General features: G+C 49.9%; 22 protein-coding genes. 6 read left to right on the forward strand and 16 right to left on the reverse strand.

Translation table 11 applies throughout. The features are described from left to right. Positions 1 to 29: 29 nt before the first annotated feature. The 3 genes from C1714_RS11835 to C1714_RS11845 form a co-directional block, all read right to left on the reverse strand. Positions 30 to 1,409, reverse strand: coding sequence for an FAD-dependent oxidoreductase (locus tag C1714_RS11835; RefSeq protein WP_102343446.1), 1,380 nt, complete (start codon positions 1,407 to 1,409; stop codon positions 30 to 32). 266 nt (positions 1,410 to 1,675) lie between these two features. Further along, positions 1,676 to 2,629: a DUF4349 domain-containing protein gene (locus C1714_RS11840; protein WP_167850055.1), complete on the reverse strand. Its 954-nt coding sequence runs from the start codon at positions 2,627 to 2,629 to the stop codon at positions 1,676 to 1,678. Then, entirely contained in the window at positions 2,613 to 2,894 is a 282-nt protein-coding gene (locus C1714_RS11845) for a DUF1653 domain-containing protein (RefSeq protein WP_245305126.1), read from the reverse strand. Before C1714_RS11845 ends, C1714_RS11840 begins: the two co-directional genes overlap by 17 nt. A gap of 57 nt (positions 2,895 to 2,951) precedes the next feature. Here C1714_RS11845 and C1714_RS11850 point away from each other — a divergent pair, with 57 nt between their 5' ends. Continuing rightward, positions 2,952 to 3,671: a TVP38/TMEM64 family protein gene (locus tag C1714_RS11850; RefSeq protein WP_102343448.1), complete on the forward strand. Its 720-nt coding sequence runs from the start codon at positions 2,952 to 2,954 to the stop codon at positions 3,669 to 3,671. A gap of 42 nt (positions 3,672 to 3,713) precedes the next feature. Here the strand turns inward: C1714_RS11850 and C1714_RS14120 are convergent, their stop codons facing one another. Further along, positions 3,714 to 3,863 (reverse strand): hypothetical protein, encoded by a 150-nt coding sequence (locus tag C1714_RS14120; RefSeq protein WP_167850056.1) that lies wholly within the window; start codon positions 3,861 to 3,863, stop codon positions 3,714 to 3,716. 126 nt (positions 3,864 to 3,989) lie between these two features. Continuing rightward, positions 3,990 to 4,772 (reverse strand): ZIP family metal transporter, encoded by a 783-nt coding sequence (locus tag C1714_RS11855; protein WP_102343449.1) that lies wholly within the window; start codon positions 4,770 to 4,772, stop codon positions 3,990 to 3,992. Between the two features lie 132 nt (positions 4,773 to 4,904). Between C1714_RS11855 and C1714_RS11860 the strand changes: the two genes are divergently transcribed. Then, the gene (locus tag C1714_RS11860) at positions 4,905 to 5,837 is read left to right on the forward strand and encodes a DUF1848 domain-containing protein (protein ID WP_102343450.1); all 933 of its coding nucleotides are present in this window, start codon (positions 4,905 to 4,907) and stop codon (positions 5,835 to 5,837) included. A 42-nt stretch (positions 5,838 to 5,879) separates the two neighbouring features. Here the strand turns inward: C1714_RS11860 and ygiD are convergent, their stop codons facing one another. The 7 genes from ygiD to C1714_RS11895 form a co-directional block, all read right to left on the reverse strand. Then, positions 5,880 to 6,662: a 4,5-DOPA-extradiol-dioxygenase gene (ygiD, locus tag C1714_RS11865; protein ID WP_102343451.1), complete on the reverse strand. Its 783-nt coding sequence runs from the start codon at positions 6,660 to 6,662 to the stop codon at positions 5,880 to 5,882. A 17-nt stretch (positions 6,663 to 6,679) separates the two neighbouring features. Beyond that, entirely contained in the window at positions 6,680 to 7,021 is a 342-nt protein-coding gene (locus C1714_RS11870) for a phenolic acid decarboxylase (RefSeq protein ID WP_102343452.1), read from the reverse strand. Positions 7,022 to 7,035: 14 nt separating this feature from the next. After that, a complete protein-coding gene (locus tag C1714_RS11875) occupies positions 7,036 to 7,440 on the reverse strand; it encodes a pyridoxamine 5'-phosphate oxidase family protein (protein WP_245305127.1) in 405 nt (134 codons plus the stop codon). Beyond that, on the reverse strand, positions 7,427 to 7,900 hold the full coding sequence (locus tag C1714_RS11880; RefSeq protein ID WP_102343453.1) for an Rrf2 family transcriptional regulator: 474 nt from the start codon (positions 7,898 to 7,900) through the stop codon (positions 7,427 to 7,429). Before C1714_RS11880 ends, C1714_RS11875 begins: the two co-directional genes overlap by 14 nt. A gap of 58 nt (positions 7,901 to 7,958) precedes the next feature. Continuing rightward, the gene (locus C1714_RS11885; protein ID WP_102343454.1) at positions 7,959 to 8,408 is read right to left on the reverse strand and encodes a GNAT family N-acetyltransferase; all 450 of its coding nucleotides are present in this window, start codon (positions 8,406 to 8,408) and stop codon (positions 7,959 to 7,961) included. A 32-nt stretch (positions 8,409 to 8,440) separates the two neighbouring features. Continuing rightward, positions 8,441 to 9,466 (reverse strand): YdcF family protein, encoded by a 1,026-nt coding sequence (locus C1714_RS11890; protein ID WP_102343455.1) that lies wholly within the window; start codon positions 9,464 to 9,466, stop codon positions 8,441 to 8,443. A 99-nt stretch (positions 9,467 to 9,565) separates the two neighbouring features. After that, the gene (locus C1714_RS11895) at positions 9,566 to 10,546 is read right to left on the reverse strand and encodes an acyltransferase family protein (RefSeq protein ID WP_167850057.1); all 981 of its coding nucleotides are present in this window, start codon (positions 10,544 to 10,546) and stop codon (positions 9,566 to 9,568) included. 182 nt (positions 10,547 to 10,728) lie between these two features. Between C1714_RS11895 and C1714_RS11900 the strand changes: the two genes are divergently transcribed. After that, positions 10,729 to 11,409, forward strand: coding sequence for a beta/alpha barrel domain-containing protein (locus C1714_RS11900; RefSeq protein WP_102343457.1), 681 nt, complete (start codon positions 10,729 to 10,731; stop codon positions 11,407 to 11,409). Positions 11,410 to 11,529: 120 nt separating this feature from the next. On the opposite strand, the gene C1714_RS11905 is transcribed toward C1714_RS11900, so the two are convergent. Then, positions 11,530 to 11,802 (reverse strand): zinc ribbon domain-containing protein, encoded by a 273-nt coding sequence (locus C1714_RS11905; protein WP_342587482.1) that lies wholly within the window; start codon positions 11,800 to 11,802, stop codon positions 11,530 to 11,532. Between the two features lie 25 nt (positions 11,803 to 11,827). Between C1714_RS11905 and C1714_RS11910 the strand changes: the two genes are divergently transcribed. Further along, positions 11,828 to 12,091, forward strand: a complete 264-nt coding sequence (locus C1714_RS11910; protein ID WP_102343458.1) for a YoaK family protein — start codon at positions 11,828 to 11,830, stop codon at positions 12,089 to 12,091. A gap of 352 nt (positions 12,092 to 12,443) precedes the next feature. Here the strand turns inward: C1714_RS11910 and C1714_RS11915 are convergent, their stop codons facing one another. Continuing rightward, positions 12,444 to 13,103 carry an IS200/IS605 family accessory protein TnpB-related protein gene (locus tag C1714_RS11915; RefSeq protein ID WP_102343459.1) on the reverse strand — a complete coding sequence of 220 codons (660 nt, stop codon included), beginning with the start codon at positions 13,101 to 13,103 and terminating at the stop codon, positions 12,444 to 12,446. A gap of 218 nt (positions 13,104 to 13,321) precedes the next feature. Between C1714_RS11915 and C1714_RS11920 the strand changes: the two genes are divergently transcribed. Further along, on the forward strand, positions 13,322 to 14,530 hold the full coding sequence (locus C1714_RS11920) for an IS110 family RNA-guided transposase (RefSeq protein ID WP_102343460.1): 1,209 nt from the start codon (positions 13,322 to 13,324) through the stop codon (positions 14,528 to 14,530). Here the strand turns inward: C1714_RS11920 and C1714_RS11925 are convergent. Next, positions 14,435 to 15,391 (reverse strand): hypothetical protein, encoded by a 957-nt coding sequence (locus C1714_RS11925; protein WP_102343461.1) that lies wholly within the window; start codon positions 15,389 to 15,391, stop codon positions 14,435 to 14,437. The genes C1714_RS11920 and C1714_RS11925 overlap by 96 nt on opposite strands. 64 nt (positions 15,392 to 15,455) lie before the next feature. Between C1714_RS11925 and tnpA the strand changes: the two genes are divergently transcribed. Further along, on the forward strand, positions 15,456 to 16,064 hold the full coding sequence (gene tnpA / locus C1714_RS11930) for an IS200/IS605 family transposase (RefSeq protein ID WP_167850058.1): 609 nt from the start codon (positions 15,456 to 15,458) through the stop codon (positions 16,062 to 16,064). Here tnpA and C1714_RS11935 read toward each other — a convergent pair. After that, the gene (locus C1714_RS11935; RefSeq protein ID WP_102343462.1) at positions 16,061 to 16,507 is read right to left on the reverse strand and encodes a uracil-DNA glycosylase family protein; all 447 of its coding nucleotides are present in this window, start codon (positions 16,505 to 16,507) and stop codon (positions 16,061 to 16,063) included. The two genes, tnpA and C1714_RS11935, sit on opposite strands and share 4 nt — an antisense overlap. Positions 16,508 to 16,536: the final 29 nt, after the last annotated feature.

A 16,536-nucleotide genomic window follows, 5' to 3' on the forward strand; every position in this document is an offset into this window, starting at 1 on the left:
CCCGGTTACTGCCAGTTTGATCACTCTGATTAATCAGCGAAGAAGCGGCTGACGATATCGCGGCTGTATTCTGCCGTTTCCTCCATGTCGCCGAAGGACATAACCTCCCCGGCATAGAAGGTATTTTTCTGACCCTGCATCGCTTCAACCTTGTCGTACCAGCCATCCGCATAATCCTTGCTGGAAACATGCGGGAAATAGTACCAGTCATCGATACGCTCCGTTTTCACAACCGGAAGACCCGAAATCTCCATATCCTTCAGTGTCGTATCGCGTGCAATTTCAAACGGAACATCTTCCCGCTTCTCATGATTGCGAAGCGTGAAGGTAACTAACGGCTGCGGACCGCAATCCGGCCAGCGATGATAGAAAACCATCAGATGACCGAGTGTTTCCGGCGTCATATTATCGAAATAGTAGTAAGAAATATCCGGCGACTTGGCATCTTCTGTACGCACTGCCATCGTAAAGTATTCCTTGGAAACAATCTTCGAGAACAGCTTCGTCTCATCCTCCGTCGGATCACCATACTTCAGGAACATCTCCAGCGGCGTGCAGATGATCAGCTTATCGAATACCTCCGTATCTTTTCCGTTCAGCGTGACATAGACTTTGTCATCTTTACGCTCAATGCCGGTTACTTCTGTATTCAGAACTGCCGGATGCTTGAGATGGCTGTTGACACCTTCCCAGATGGACTGTGTACCGTTTTTCCATGTCCACAGTTTTCCGGTCGAAAGAAACTGACGAACCGTGAACGCATCAAGATACTTCAAAACATAGGCTGCCGGAATTTCATCAAAATAGCCGTAGCCAAAGGCTGTGAACGGTCCCTTCCATACCATGGCCGCATCCTCGCACTTGTTCAGCTTCAGGAATTCGGAAAACGGCATCGAAAGATCCTTCAGATTCGGGTTTTCACCTTCGATATGTGCAAGCTTCTTGTCCGGCGACGGGCACTGACCCTCATAGCGTCCCTGCGCAACGCCACGGTGACCATTGACGTCATAGCCCACATACTTCGTGTTCAGAATCTTGGTGAGCTTATTCAGCTTCATCAGTTTCTTGAGCATAGCGAGCTTCGAAGTCTTCAGCGGCGTACCGTCGACGTTGGTAAAGCGGCGTCCCATTTCCGGCCCGTCTTCGTGGCTCGTTCCGCCGAACTCTTCACATTCATGAACCGCAAAGTAGGTTCCGCAGCCCATGACAGCACCCATTTCAATCGTCCGCTGTTCCGTCTTACCGTCTTTGGTTTTCACTTCCATCAGCGGTGAAAATGCTTTTCCGCCGACGCGGCCGCTCTTCTCGTAAATGACGTAATTGTTGTACCCGTGCTTTTCGAGGTACATGGCCATTGATGTGCCGGCCGGTCCCCCGCCGACGATGCAGATGCGTGTGTTCTTGTCCATAAAATCCACTCCCCCTTTTTCCTTCTTTGATTCGTTGCTATGTCGAAACGGTCTCGTTGAAACCGTAATCGCCGGATTCGGAAACTAAATCTCCTTTTCACGTTTCCACTTTTGGAATTAAAAGCAGAACTTTGTGCTCTATTTCACTAGTTGGGATTATAACAAATACCCAGCATCGTGTCACGAAGTTTGTGAATCATTTTGCAAAAGAAAGCCTTAGAAAACCAGCGGTATTACCGCTGGCCTGATCTTTGATCAATACTGCTTCATTTCTGATCGGATGGATTCTTTGGCTGTGACTTGCGGTGGAAGAAACGGATCTTCTTCCCGCTCAGCTTCTCAATCAGCCGGATCACCAGAACAATCAGCGCAATGACTGCCGCATACGGAATCAGATTCACAAGCAGCAGCACTGCTTCCTGCAGCAGCCACACAAACGTGACGCCGACAGAGCTGAAGGCTTCCTTCAGACGGGCTGCGAAATCGGAAATATCCTTTCCCGTTCCGGAGCGGTAGCGCGTTACTTCCTGAATCGTGACATAGACCGTAGAGTATTCGATATCGGTATCCATCGAGCTCTGTTCGCTCTTCTTCTGGTTCAGTTCCGTTTCCACTTCGCTGAGCCGCTGTTCAATGGCAACCATGTCTTCAATGGTTTCCGCCTGATCCATCATTTCAAGCAGACGACTCTGCTGCTTTTCAAGAGCTTCGATCTCGGCCGAGTTGTCGTTGTACTGCTTCGTGATGTTCTCTACGTCGCTGCTGCGGTACGTCACGCGGCCGTCCCCTTCCAGATCATTGAGGAAGGCATCAAAGCTCCCGGTCGGAATGCGTACGGTCAGACTCATACTGCGCATCCCGGTGCGCACACCGTTGTTTTCATACCAGCCGGTATCGCTGTCATACGATTCCTGATGTTCCAGGATGCCGCTGCAGGCCTTGATATGGTCATTGACTGCCGTCACGGTATCTTCATAGTTCAGCGTCTCGATCGTCATCGATCCGGTGTAGACAAGCTTGTCACCGGTGATTTCTGTCGAAGTACCGGAGGATGAAGATGCAGAATCCGCCTCGTTCACACTGCCGCTCACCGCATACGAATCACCTGCTGCGATACCGTCGGACTCGGCCAGAGCATAGCTGGCGGAAGAAGAACTTCCACAGCCGGCCAGAATCATTGCCGCAAAGACAAGAGGAACAATTCTATTTATTCTTTTCATCAACGAGCTCTCCTTCATACGGTTCAAAACGCCAGTTCTGCTGCGCAAGCGGATACTTGTCATGGTCCACTTCGCTCATGAACATCGCAAGCGGACGGGCATACAGTTTCCTGTCTCCGTACAGTGCCTGATACACCATCAGCTGCTCCCCCGTTTCCGTATGCTGGGCGATGCCGACGATGCGGTAAAGATAGGTGTTCCCTTCCGAATTGAACTGCCGCTTGAAATGCTGCACAATCATGCCGCTGGTAAATGTTCTATCCATGCAAAGAGCCTCCTCTGTATCTGGAATTCTCATTCACAATCACTATAATCACGAGGTATGAAACGAAGAGAATGGTTTGGCATTGTCTATGTCGTTCTGCTGGTGGTGCTTTATGTCTTCTACCGGCGCAGCGGCATCGATCTGGAGGATCTTGTGGAAGCTGCACCGGAGCGTATCGTTCCGGCTGTCTTTACAGTGCTTGTGTTTTATGCGCTGAAGTCGCTGACCGTCTTTTTCCCTCTGCCTCTATTATACCTGCTGAGTGCTGATATATTCCCGCAGTCGGCGGCAATTGTCGTCAACGCGGCGGGCCTGGTTGTTGCGGCAACGGTCCCGTGGCTCATCGGAAAAAGAAGCGACTCCGGCACCCTCGATCAGCACATGGACCCGCAGACCGCTGAAGTGATTCACAATCTGAAGATGGACAATCCCTTCCTCTATACATTTGCCCTGCGCGCGACGCATCTCGCCTATGATCCGATTTCGATGTATCTGGGGAATCAGGGGATTCCGTGGCATTTTCTCGCCCTGGGCACGCTTGCCGGAACCGGGCCCGCAATGGCAGCGATCACGATCATCGGCGAAAATGTCTTTTCTCCGGATTCCGGCATGTTCTGGCCCGCAATGGGACTGCTGATCGGAGTTGTTGCCCTCTCATTTTTTCTTCTCTATCATACGCTGCACAGGAAGTGCCCGGCACAGTACGCCTATCTTAAGGAACTGCTGCGGAAGCGGATCGATGAATTTTTCCATAAGCGTAAAGACTCAACGGCATAAAAAAATGCAGCAAAGCCACCTCTGCTGCATTTTTCTTCGGTCTCAGGCGCCTTGGGGATTGATCCGGTTCTTATCCTGGGATTCAGCGATCCGGATCAGATATTTCTTCAGCCTTCCTAAAGCGATGATAGCTGCGAATGTCAGTGCCAGAGCAGCCAGATCCGAAACAGAAATACCAGTAAGGTTGATCATAGAAGTTGCTCCTTTCATGTGCCAGTTAGGTTTTTCTAACTATTTCTAAGTTAATTTTATCTAACTGAAGAAAGAAGTAAACAGGAATGCTCCAGATGATCAAATGCGAATGTTATTTTTTCCGGTTCAGCCCAGCGCCACATCCAGAATCATCATGATGCAGAAGCCGGCTGCAAAGGCAAGTACACCGGCATGGGAATGTTCACCCTGTGACATTTCCGGAACCAGCTCCTCCACCACGACATACAGCATCGCTCCGGCCGCAAAGCTCAGAAGATACGGCATCAGCGGAACGACATGCTTCGAAAATAGAATCGTCAGAAAGCCCGCAACCGGCTCCACGGCACCGGACAGTACGCCATAGAGAAACGACTTGTTTTTGCTGTGGCCTTCGCCATACATCGGCATCGCAATGATGGCACCTTCCGGGAAATTCTGAATTGCAATGCCAAGTGACAGGGCCAGAGCACCCGACGCACTCATACCGGTAACAGAATACAGAAATGCAGCATAAACGACGCCGACCGCCATCCCTTCAGGAATGTTGTGAATCGTTACCGCCAGCATCATCAGCGTCTGATTTTTCAGAGAGCTGTGCGGACCTTCCGGAGCCGTTTCATGTACATGCAGATGGGGCGTCAGATGATCAATTGCCAGCAGAAACAGAATGCCGAGCCAGAAACCGATCGCTGCCGGCATAAACGAAAGACGGCCGAGATTCGCCGCTTCTTCCAGAGCCGGAATCAGAAGGCTCCAGATGGAGGCAGCGACCATGACACCGGCCGCAAAACCCGTTAACATCCGCTCCACTTTTTCAGACACATTTTCTTTCAGAATATATACACATGCAGCCCCGAGAGATGTTCCAAGAAACGGAATCATCAGACCAAAGAAAACTTCCTTTGTCATAAGAACCTCCAGCATTGTACAGCTGTACGTTGAATTACCGCATCAATCATATCACTCTGCCCTTATCTTCCACTGTCATATGATCCAGATCCCTTACGCTTTCTAAATTTCAAAGGTATGATGAGAGGACTTATGATACTGAATACCGGACAAAGAACAGATATCCCCGCCTTCTACAGCGACTGGTTTCTTCAGCGTGTACGGGAGGGGTTTGTCCTGGTGCGCAGCCCCTATGATCCTCATCTTGTGACACGCTATTTGATTAATCCGTCGGTTGTAGATGCGATCGCTTTCTGTACGAAGAATCCTCTCCCGATGCTCGATCATCTCAGTGAACTTTCGGCGTACCGCATGTTCTGGTTTGTAACGATCACGCCGTATGGAAAGGACATCGAGCCCCGTCTTCCTGACAAGCGCCGTATCGTTGAAGGATTCCGGAAGCTGTCCGGGATTGTCGGAGCAGATCATACGGCACTGCGCTATGATCCAGTGTTCATTAATGAAACCTATCCGATCGAGAAACATATCCGTGCCTTTGAGCGTCTTTGCACGCTGCTGGAGGGTTCGACGCACATGGCAGTCATCAGCTTCCTTGATCTCTATGAGAAAACAAAGCGGAATTTTCCGGAAGGAAAAGAGGCGTCCGAACAAGAACGTCTCATGATCGGCGAAGCATTCGCCAGATCCTGTCAGAACCATGGCATTCGTCCGTATACGTGCCTGGAAGGAACGGATCTTGCCCGCTTTGGCTTCGACTGTTCCGGCTGTATGTCGAAGGCCGTCCTGGAACATGCGCTGAATATCGATCTTTCCGTTCCTTCTTCCAAGGCTTCGATCCGCCCGGGCTGCACGTGTCTCATCGGCAGTGATATCGGTGCCTATAATTCCTGCGGACATGGATGCCGCTATTGCTATGCCAACGAAAGTGAGGCGGCAGTGCGCCGCACAATGGCACAGCACGATCCGTCGTCGCCTCTTCTGATCGGTCATCTGCAACCGGAAGACCGTGTTCATGATGCGCTGCAGAAGTCCTGGATCAACCTGCAGCTGCACCTGGATCTATAAAAAATGCAGACGGGAATATTCCTGTCTGCCTGAAGATCAAAGTTATTTTTCACTGCTCCACAGGAATCCGGTCATTGCCATGGATCCCAGGTTGCAGACGTTGTTGAACACCCGGACGCTGTCATCCCCTGCTGCACCAAGGCAGTAAACCAGCGGAAGATAGTGATCCGGCGTCGGGACGGCATAGGATGCTTCCGGTCCTTCGGTATAGTGAATGACCTTTTCGTTCTGCTTTGCTGTTACGGCGTTGATGATGTAGTCATTAAAGGCATGCGTCATTTCCGTTCCATCCGGATTATCCCATTCGACGCGGCGCAGATTATGTACAATGTTACCGCTGCCGAAGATCAGATATCCTTCGTCCCGCAGGGACGCCAGTTTCTTTCCCGTTTCAAAGCACTGCTCTGGCGTCAGGGTGCCGTCGACAGAAAGCTGGACGACGGGGATGTCCGCCTTTGGAAACATGTGGACAAGAACGGTCCAGGTCCCGTGATCAATGCCCCAGGAATCATCAATCGAAACCTGACTACCAAGAAGAGAGACGATCTGATCCGTCAGCTCACGGTTTCCACTGACAGGATACTTGACCCGGTACAGTTCTTCCGGAAAGCCATACATGTCATAAATCTGACTGGGATGGGCTGCGCTCTGTGTGAAGGTACCTCTCGTGTACCAGTGGGCGGAAACGGCAAGAATTGCCTTCGGCTTTCCATACGTGTCGATCACATGCCTGCCGACTGCTTCCATGCCGGAAGTAATTTCATTGTGTTCCAGGGCAATCATCGGGCTGCCGTGGCCAGAGAAAATAACCGGTGTACGCATCATTCAATTCTCCGTTCTGCTCAGTCAACAACCGTGAGAACGCCCTTGTGAAGCAGCTGCGCACGCTTGCCGCGGCCGTTTTCATCGGGCCAGGTCATGAAGGCAAATACCTTCCCCCGGTTGAAATCGTCGATCTGTGAAACAACGATTCCGGACTCTTCAATCCAGTTCAGAAAATAGACGCCTTCCGAAATCTCCATGGAAGAAACCGGTTCCTCTTCCTGCTTCGGTGCCCCTTCCGCGGTCTTGGACAGGGCATACCAGCGAATGGTGCTGTCGTTCAGAAATTCAATCTGGAAGTGATAGCCTGTCTCATAATTGACATCCATCTTCTTCCCGTTCAGTCGTTCTCTGATTGTCATATTTCATATTCTCCTTAAAATTTCAGCACTTCCGGCTCATGGGTAAATGAGCTGATCGTTGCCGTTCCGTGTTCGAAATAGAAAACTGCCGTGTTGCCATCGGCACCTGTGGTGTACATCTTGCGAAGATCAGGATAGGCATCCAGCATGGATTCCTCTGCCTCAACGCATTCATCCGCAACAACCTTCCCGCAGACACGGATCCATTCGCCTTTGTACATGGCGCAGATTTCCACTTTTCCATTGGCAATCATCTGACGGTATACGTCTTTTCCTTTGCCGGTTTGAATGTACAGTTTGTTTTCAAAGATATGGGCAGTGCCGAAGGGACGGACGCGGGGCTGATCCCCTTCCATCGTGGCAAGATAATAGGTTCCTGCGTCCGTCAGAAAACTGCATACTTTTTCAATCGCTTCCATTTTGTTTCTCCTTGGGGCTGTGCAGATTTTCCTGTTGAAGCTGCCGGTGCATGTCGTCCTGCATCTGCTGCAGCGTCATGTGTTCCATTTCGTCGTGCATCAAATGTTCAAGGATCCTGATCCGTGCATCCATGACGCCATAGATCGATCTTCCGACGGGACAGTTCTGATTCGGATTGCCATGCATCGGGAACAGTCGTTCATCCTTGTTCTCGACCGCATCGAAAATATCCGCCAGCGTGATGTCCGCCGGCTTACGCGTGAGATAGGTTCCTCCGACACCGGGACGCACTTCAATCAGATCCGCAGCCTTGAGCAGGCACAGTGTCTTGCGTATGTTGACGGCATTGACGCCTGTGGTTGCGGAAAGAACTTCGGATGTCACTTTCTGCCTGTCCTGATATTCTGCCAAATACAGCAGGATATGCGAGGCAAGGTTCAATCGGCTGGAAAACTGCATTTTCTCCTTTCCGTTGTAGCGGCTACGACTACAACTATAGAGATATATCAGATATTCGTCAATGAGATTGCTTCGAAGGAAGAATCAGCTCCATCTGCCGGTGCGGAATGCCGTCTTCCAGAAACTCGTCGGACGTGATCTGAAACCCTTCGCGCCCGTAGAAGCCGGTCGCATAGCTCTGCGCTTCCAGGTAAATCTTCCGGCACGGCATATGATCTTCAATTTCCAGCAGTGACCGATGAAGAATCTTTCCGCCAAGGCCGGCACCTCTTTTCATTGTCAGGACGCGGCCGATCTGCACAACATCCGGCTCCTTGTAAAAAGCGCGAAGATATGCGGCAATGTCATTGCCATCACGAAAGTACATATGTATGCTGCGGTAATCGAGTTCATCGATATCCTGGTATGGGCATTTCTGTTCAACGACAAAGACTGCGGATCTGACCTGCAGAATCTCATACAGCTCCGTCGTCGTTAACTCGTCAAATGTCTTCACAATGAATTCCATAAGGTTCTCCTTCTGTCACAGATGAATCGGACCTAGGAACCTGTGATGACAATCAGCAGTACCGGCACAAGCATCAAAAGATATCCAAGCAGATAGATGATCAAATGTTTCTTTTCTCTGTGAACCGCAATGAATTCGCGGATCAGGGCGCTGGGAAAATAATAGGAAGCGGTCCGTGAACCGATGCCTACCGCTTTCAGCTGCGCCGTCCGGGCATAGCGCATGGCACGGTAGACGTGATAGTTGCTTGTGACAAGGGCTGTGTGTTTTCTACCCTCTCTTGCGTCAATGATGGCTTTGCTGTTGCGGATGTTTTCCATCGTCGTCGTGGATTGATCCTCCATCAGGATATGATCAGCAGGAATTCCCTTTTCCAGCAGATAGCGTTTCATCGCCTCGGCCTCGCTGCACACCTCGTCTTTGCCCTGTCCGCCAGAAGGAATCAGATACGGCGGCGTAGGATCGCGGCGGTAGATTTCTATCGCCTTGTCACAGCGGTCCGCCAGAAGCTTCGTCACCGTCCCGTCGTTCCGGATGCCGGAGCCATGAATAATGACGTAGTCAAAGTCGCGCTTCACCGGAATGATCTGCAGAAACAGGCAGTAAAAAAGAAATGACAGAAACGTCAGCGACACATAGATCCACGTCACGATCAGAAACAGAAGAAACGGCGAAAGATTGGCCAGCACGTTCATCCGGTCGCTGTAGATACCGGTAAACCACATGACCAGTGCCACTTCTCCTGCCAGCAATACCAGCCCCAGAAGCAGCGACAGCAGATTGGCAAGGCTCTTTCCTTCCTTGCGCATCATCACAAAACCGTTATGAATCAGAAAGGTTGGAAGAATCAGAAAGGCAAGCAGAAACAGAAAGGCGAGCACCATCATCACAATACCGACCGCCTGCCCGAATATGGAAAGAAGAAGAACGAACACGGAACCTGCCGCAAGCAGAAGAAGGATGATATTACGATAACGGCTGCGATCCCGGTGCATTGAAAATGCGAATATGCCGCACCACAGTAAAGCCCATACGGCGCTGAATACTGTTTCTTTCATCTTTATGCCATGTCCCTTTCCCGTCTCCGTGGTGCCTCCATCTTACCGCCTTTTCCAACTGATCCGGACATGTGGAAGAAAAGGAGCGGCGCTGAGACATTAGTCCACGGGAATGGCAAACAGGGACAGGAGACTGGTCTTCCCGTGTTTTGCGAACCATTGCAGGATGCGGATGCCAAGCAATGTGATTACTACGCAGACAATTCCGCGAAATGGATACAGCCATCCGGTAGGATCGAAATGATAGACAGCGCCGGCGACCGGCATATGCAGCAGATAGACTGCATAAGAATATTTTCCCCAGCACTCAAGAATCATATTCAGCCGGTTCCAGTGGATGGCTTTCATGGCAGAATAAACCAGTCCCACTTTCAGCAACTGGATCACCGCTTCCATTGCGACCGGCAATGGATGATGAATCCGCAGGAAAAAGCAGACAGCCAGAAGAAACAGTTCGAGACACAGCAGCTTTCGCCGGGAGATCGGTCTGCCAGCGTCCCTTTCATGTGAGACGTAATACCGGACACCCACGCCGCACTCAAAGTAGATGAGAGAAGACGGTGCGAAAAGATACGAAGTCATCCAGTCCCAGAACGAAGTGATGCCTGCAAAATCACTGAATCCAAGGAGCACCAGCAGCGTCAGGGATGGAATTCTTATGGACGGGAAATGCTGAAAGAGAAATTCAAGGATGAAAAGAATCACAATCTGCCGCATGAAATGAAGATAGGATCCGTAGCCGAGAAGAAATTTCCATAATGGCATAAATGCCGCGACAGACCGGAAATGGAACATCTCAGCAATCCATACTAGAGTTCCAGCAACAATCCAGGGGATGATTAGATGCCTGAGCCGCTTGCACCAGAAGTCCTTCGCAGACTTCCTGTGATCAAGAAAGCCGGCAAGAAGGAAGAAAATCGGTACACCCAGGTCAGAAAACACAGGAAGAACATTGTGCCAGAATACTGCCCAGCTGTTAGAAGCAGCCTGCTTTGACAAAGTTGCCGCATGGATTACGGCGACGCCCCAAATGGCAAATCCCTTCATTCGATAAATCAGCAGGTTTTCTCTTTTCTCCATGATTGATACCAGTCTTCTGATATGTTTTACCATGCAATTCGATGTGAGCAGGTCATGAAATCAATCCGTTAATTTATGTGCCGTCACAATTTCGTGTTGACCGGGCAATGCAGAAAAATACGGTTTTGAAAGCATGACAGGAACGTATCATACTTATTAAGAAATATATTGGAGAAAAACGCATGACAAATGAAAAGAAAACACGCCCGGTCATAGAAACAAGGCTGCAGCACAATATCCTCTGCATACCGGAAGAGGCGCGGCGTGCGTCGGGCATTGTTGTCTTCGGGCGCCGTATCAAGACACTCGTCTTTACAACGGATCTGGCCATTATCCGCAACTGTGATGCGGATGCTGTATTTGCAGTCTATCCTTTTACTCCCCAGACTGCGATCAGCGATGCCATCATCAAGTATTCGTACATTCCGGTCTTCTGTGGTGTCGGCGGCGGTACGACGCATGGTGTGCGTACCATCGGTCTTGCGCGTGACATGGAAAGCAGCGGGGCCATGGGCGTTGTTCTTAACAGCCCAATCACCAACCTCAATCTTGCGGCGGTTGCCAAGACGGTCGATATTCCGGTCATCATTACGGTCACAAGTGCCGATACCGATATTCAGAAACGTCTCGATGCAGGTGCCTCGATCCTGAACGTTGCCGGCGGTACAAAGACGCCTGAAATCATCACAAAAATCCGTGCCGGTTTTCCTGATGTACCCATCATCGCCAGCGGCGGCAGTACTTCGGAAAGCATTCTGGCTACGGTTGCGGCGGGAGCCAATGCCATCACCTATACGCCGCCCAGCACTGCTAATCTGTTCGCAGCCATGATGGCTCAGTATCGTGGCGAAGAAGAGAATTGACACTCCCCCCGGCTAAAGCCTGTGGGATTCTTGCTTCGCTGAGAACTGCGGCATTGTGCTGTCTTACGCTCTCTTTTGCAAGCGTCACTTCCTGTGGGCACCACGGTACGTATAAGTGTTTCAGGCTGCGGAAACTGCAGCCTGCGGTTCATTAAAGATGCGGATGCTTTCTGACAGAATGTTCAGCGCAGCGCTCTGATCCCGATCATGCGCTGCTCCGCACTGTGGACAGATCCACTTCCGCGCTTTTAGATCTTTCACTGCCGGGTTTTTATACCCGCACGTATGACAGTTCTGCGAGCTTATATAGAACGTATCGACTTTGATCAGAAAGCCGTTACGTTCTATTACTTTATATTCCAGCATCCGAAATTGCCTTTGCCAGCCTGTGATTTTTGATCATTCCGCAAATGTTCAAATGCTCGGCATAGATGATTTGGTTTCATCAGCCAATGCCATGCTCTGCTTCTGCAGAAAGTCGTTTCTGGTGTTGGCAATGCATTCATGGATCTTTGCGACTTTGATCCGCTGCCTGCACTATTTTTGCGTCATTCTGATCTTCGCTCTCGGAGCAGGAATCGGCAGTTACCTTTCTTCATCCCTGCACAGGTCGATGATCTGGATTTGCAGCATCTTTCTCTGCGTCGCCTTTGTATTGATGCTCAAGCCGGCAGATTACTGATTCTCCAAAGCCTCTTTCACTCTCCTTTGCAATGTGGGAACCACCTCTTCTTCAAACCACGGATGCATCTTGCGCCAGCGGATATTCAGCGGACTGGGATGAACAATCGGAAAACATGCAGGAAGATAATTCTGATACGCAGCTACGGTACCCGTCAGGTTCTCTTTCTTACTGTCCCGCAGATAGTAGTGAACCTCCCCGCCTAAGTGCTAACGTACTATAGACGGGGCTTCCAAGGGCTTGTGTGCCCTCAGACTTCCGCCTGCACAAACGATACGGTAACAGCACAGCACACAAGCCGAAGCTTATGCGCCCATCTGTACTAACGTTTCTCAGACTTATGTCGGGATCGTCAGACTGCCGCTGGAAGCAGAGGGTACAAGACCCTGTTGATCTTCCATAGGTCAGCTAACGTCCTTTGGGTTCCACTCCCGATCCCAGAGACTTTTGTCATAAGATCGGGTGATTCCATTAACAGCCCGCGGATAAAATAACGGGCACCGATGTTGTAGCTGGCGGAAAGGTCGCAATTGTAGATCTTTCCGCTTTTGAATACACAGACGTCATAAGGCGTGTCTTCGGACACTTCTCTTCCCCGTCTGACACGTCCGGTTCCGTCATACGCAAGACGGCTGGTTCCCCGTGCATTGATGCGTGAGATGCGAATCCCATAATGATGGGCAAGGCTTTCTACGGTTTTCTGAATGTCAGCGTGCTTCCACATGGCAAGTTTCTGCTTCTTACTGCCGCGCTTTTTACCTTTCGTATCAAGATGCTCCATGACAATAGCATCGCACTCATTCGCAATGGCAAAGTTCACAATCTCCCGTGCAATCTGATGTGCAAGATTCCTGTTTCTCCGCTTTGCGATATTCCAGAGCCGTCCGGAGTCATGTGATCCATGCAGAGACTGGAATACAGACACCCGATGCAGGGCATTGCTCAAAGAGTCTTTTAGTACGGTATAAGCGTAGTCGGTAAAACCATCACCCAGATGGTCAGCCAGCTGCACTTATTTTAGGATAAGGGAGTAGTAATTCGGTCTGGCGTGAGTCTTTTGGAGAAACAGCGTCCGTAGAGAAAACTGCCAGCCGTTCCCTTATCCTAATACATTCGTTTACGCGAGTTGAGTCTGAAATAACACTCTGGTATCTTACTAAAATGCTTGAAGAATAAGTGTGAGCGGTCGCCGATTACTGCATATTACTGCGCAGAAAGGAGACCGTTTTTATGATTGGCGTGGGAATCGATGTTTCAAAGCTGAAAAGTACGATCTGTATCACGAATGAATACGGAGAAGTGCTGAAGGCTCCGTATGAGATCTCACATACGGAAATGGATCTGAAGGAATTAACAAAGCAAATCAAAGGTTACGGTGGAAAGAATGATGTTCGGGTCGTCATGGAAGCCACCGGGTCCTACAGCAGACCAGTCCTGTATTACCTGCTGGATGAAGGCATCTTCGTGTCCGAGATCAATCCGCTTGCGATGAAGAAATACCGGGCTGACATCAACTTCAGAGGAGTTAAGAATGACAGTATAGATGCGATGGCAATCGCACAGTACACAATCGAGAAATGGAATAAGTTGAAGGAGTATCAGCGTGCTGACAAAGAGTATGCGGCCATGAAGGCATTATCCAGACAATATCTCAGTTATATGAAGCCACATGTGGCGCTGGTCCAGAATCTGGACCACCTGATCGATCAGGTAATGCCGGGAATCAAAAAAGAATTCGATGGATATGATCCGGTAACCGGTAAAGACCGGCTGGCAGACTTCCTGGAGGAGTTCCGTCACTATGATTACATCACATCGCTCGGGCCAAAGAAATTTGATGAACGCTTCACTAAATGGGCGAAGAAAAAAGGATACCGTCCGCGTCAGAATAAATCCGACAAGATTTATTCGCTGGCAAAGGAAGGCATCCCTACACTGGCATATGATCCGACGAGCCGGCTGCTTGTAGAACAAGCTGTAGCGGCACTGAAAGGTCTGAATCAAGTGCTCTGTCAAATACTAACACAGATCAGAGAACTTGCGGAGAAGCGGCCGGAATATGAAGCAGTTCGTGCAATGAGCGGTGTCGGAGATGTTCTGGCACCACTGCTTGTGGCGGAGGTAGGCGATCCAAGAAGATACCATTCCGGAGATGCCCTGATCGCCTGTATCGGAATCGATGTCCCGCCTTATGACAGCGGCCAGTTCAAAGCATCCGACCGGAAGATCACCCGAAAAGGATCCAAGCAGCTGAGAAAGCTTGGATATCTCTTGGTAAAGAATCTCAGAAAGATCAAACCCGTAAAAGATACAGCTGTCTATGATTACTATTTGAAGAAGAAATCAGAAGGCAAGAAAGACAAGCAGGCTATCGTTGCGGCAATGAATAAGTTCTTCCGAATCTACTACGCAAGGTCCATGGAAGCTTACAGAAGCTGATTCATAATCATGACAACCAGCCCGAAAGAAAACCCGTCCTGTACAGAACGGATTTTCATGGTGTGCATTCGTTTCATTAGTGCATTTACTGTTGACAACCCTTAGCGAGTTTTCTCTTCCGCGCATAATGAACTTACGCGCCAGGACAGTACCCTTCGAGTCCATGATACTGCATACCGCATCTGTACGAATCCCCAGGTCGACAGCACAGATCTTCTGCTCCGATACAGGTTTTGCGGACAATTCTACAGTTTCCGTTACTGCAAATCTCAGCTTCCAGCATCCGTGCTTCTTCTCCAGCACGGGAGCAGAGATATCTCCGTTTCTGCCTCTCTTGTCAAGGTAGTCAACATCCGTCTTAGATAGGCGAACGGTATCCCATACCCAATCGTTTTTGCGGAGCACCTTGATCTTTGCCGCATAAGGCAGCACTTTGCCTGTCTGTTCATCGATCACAGGCTTATAAGTGTTGCCGCGATACAGTGCAGGCATCCGGTGCTTACAGGAATCCAGCTTTGGTGGTTCTCCCGTACAGCCGTTCGCCTTCCAGTTCTTCAGAGATGACTGATAAGCAGAAACGATACCAAGAGCCTGCATAATAGCGGCTCTGCGATAATAGGAAGGAAATTTTGGAAACTTCTGATCGAAGGCGTCAGATGAAGAGAAACCCTTAGCAGAATGGATCATGCGCTCAAGCATTCTCTGCCGCATTTGTGCTCCCCCAGCTTCGCATAAGGCATCCCAGTTTTCAAGTGCAGGGCGGACAAGATGGGCGACGGCATCTGAAAAGAGATCCGCTGTTCTTTTCAGCGCATCATGGCTGTCTCGAATGCGTATACCATAGCTTCCAACAACCTGCATTTCCTATCTCCTAAATACAGTATAACATTTTTAGTGGTACGATTAAATAGAAGGAGGTATTGATATGGACTATTACGCTGAATATCATAGAAACAGACATTCTATTTATAAGCTTCAGTACCATTTGGTTGTAGTCACTAAATACAGACATCCGGTGCTTACAGGGGAGCTCGCCAATCGGCTGATTCAGATCAGTCGCGAAGTGATAGAAGGCGACTGGAAGTGCCGAATTCTGGAGATTACTACTGACAAAGATCATGTGCATCTTCTTTTCGAAGCCTCTCCACAGACGCAGCTCTCTAAACTGGTGAACAATTATAAAACGGTTACTTCCCGGCTGCTGAGGAAAGAGTTTTCTTCTGCATTGGAAAAGTATTACTGGAAAGACCTTTTCTGGTCTGACAGCTACTTCCTGAGCACCGTATCTGAAACCACCGAAGAGGCTGTCAGAATCTATATCCAGGAACAGGGAAAACGCGATAACGAAGGATATCGCCGNGCATTGGAAAAGTATTACTGGAAAGACCTTTTCTGGTCTGACAGCTACTTCCTGAGCACCGTATCTGAAACCACCGAAGAGGCTGTCAGAATCTATATCCAGGAACAGGGAAAACGCGATAACGAAGGATATCGCCGTCAGGCAGGAAGAAGAAAGGCGGCTAACCCCGCCTAAACAGCTTGAGCTGCTATAGACGGGGTATGCGCCGCCACTAAATCAACGCTGTATTTCCCGATCAGCACCTTCAGCGTAATCTCCGGCATCAACGACAGCAGCCGCGCATGATATTCAGGCGCAACAAACTTCCTCGGCGGCAGGTCGCCGCTCTTCCCCTTTCCGGGATAGTAGAAATCCATCGGCATGATCGCAACCGCTTCCGAATAGAAAACGGTGCTGTCAATGCCGAGCCACTGCATCAGCCGGTCACCGGACTGGTCATGAAACGGAATTCCGGACTCCTCCACCTTGCGTCCCGGCGCCTGGCCGACGATCAGGATCTTTGCATGTTCATGAATCTGCCAGATGGGCGGGATACCGCGGGACGTATATGCAAGATTGCGGGGATCCTGCATGATTGTTTCCTGAATGTTCTTAAGAGCCTCTGAAAAATCTGTCATAGGTCTGCCTTTCCGGGATTTACCTGCTC

This window comes from Galactobacillus timonensis, assembly GCF_900240265.1.
Taxonomy (GTDB): domain Bacteria; phylum Bacillota_I; class Bacilli_A; order Erysipelotrichales; family Erysipelotrichaceae; genus Bulleidia; species Bulleidia timonensis.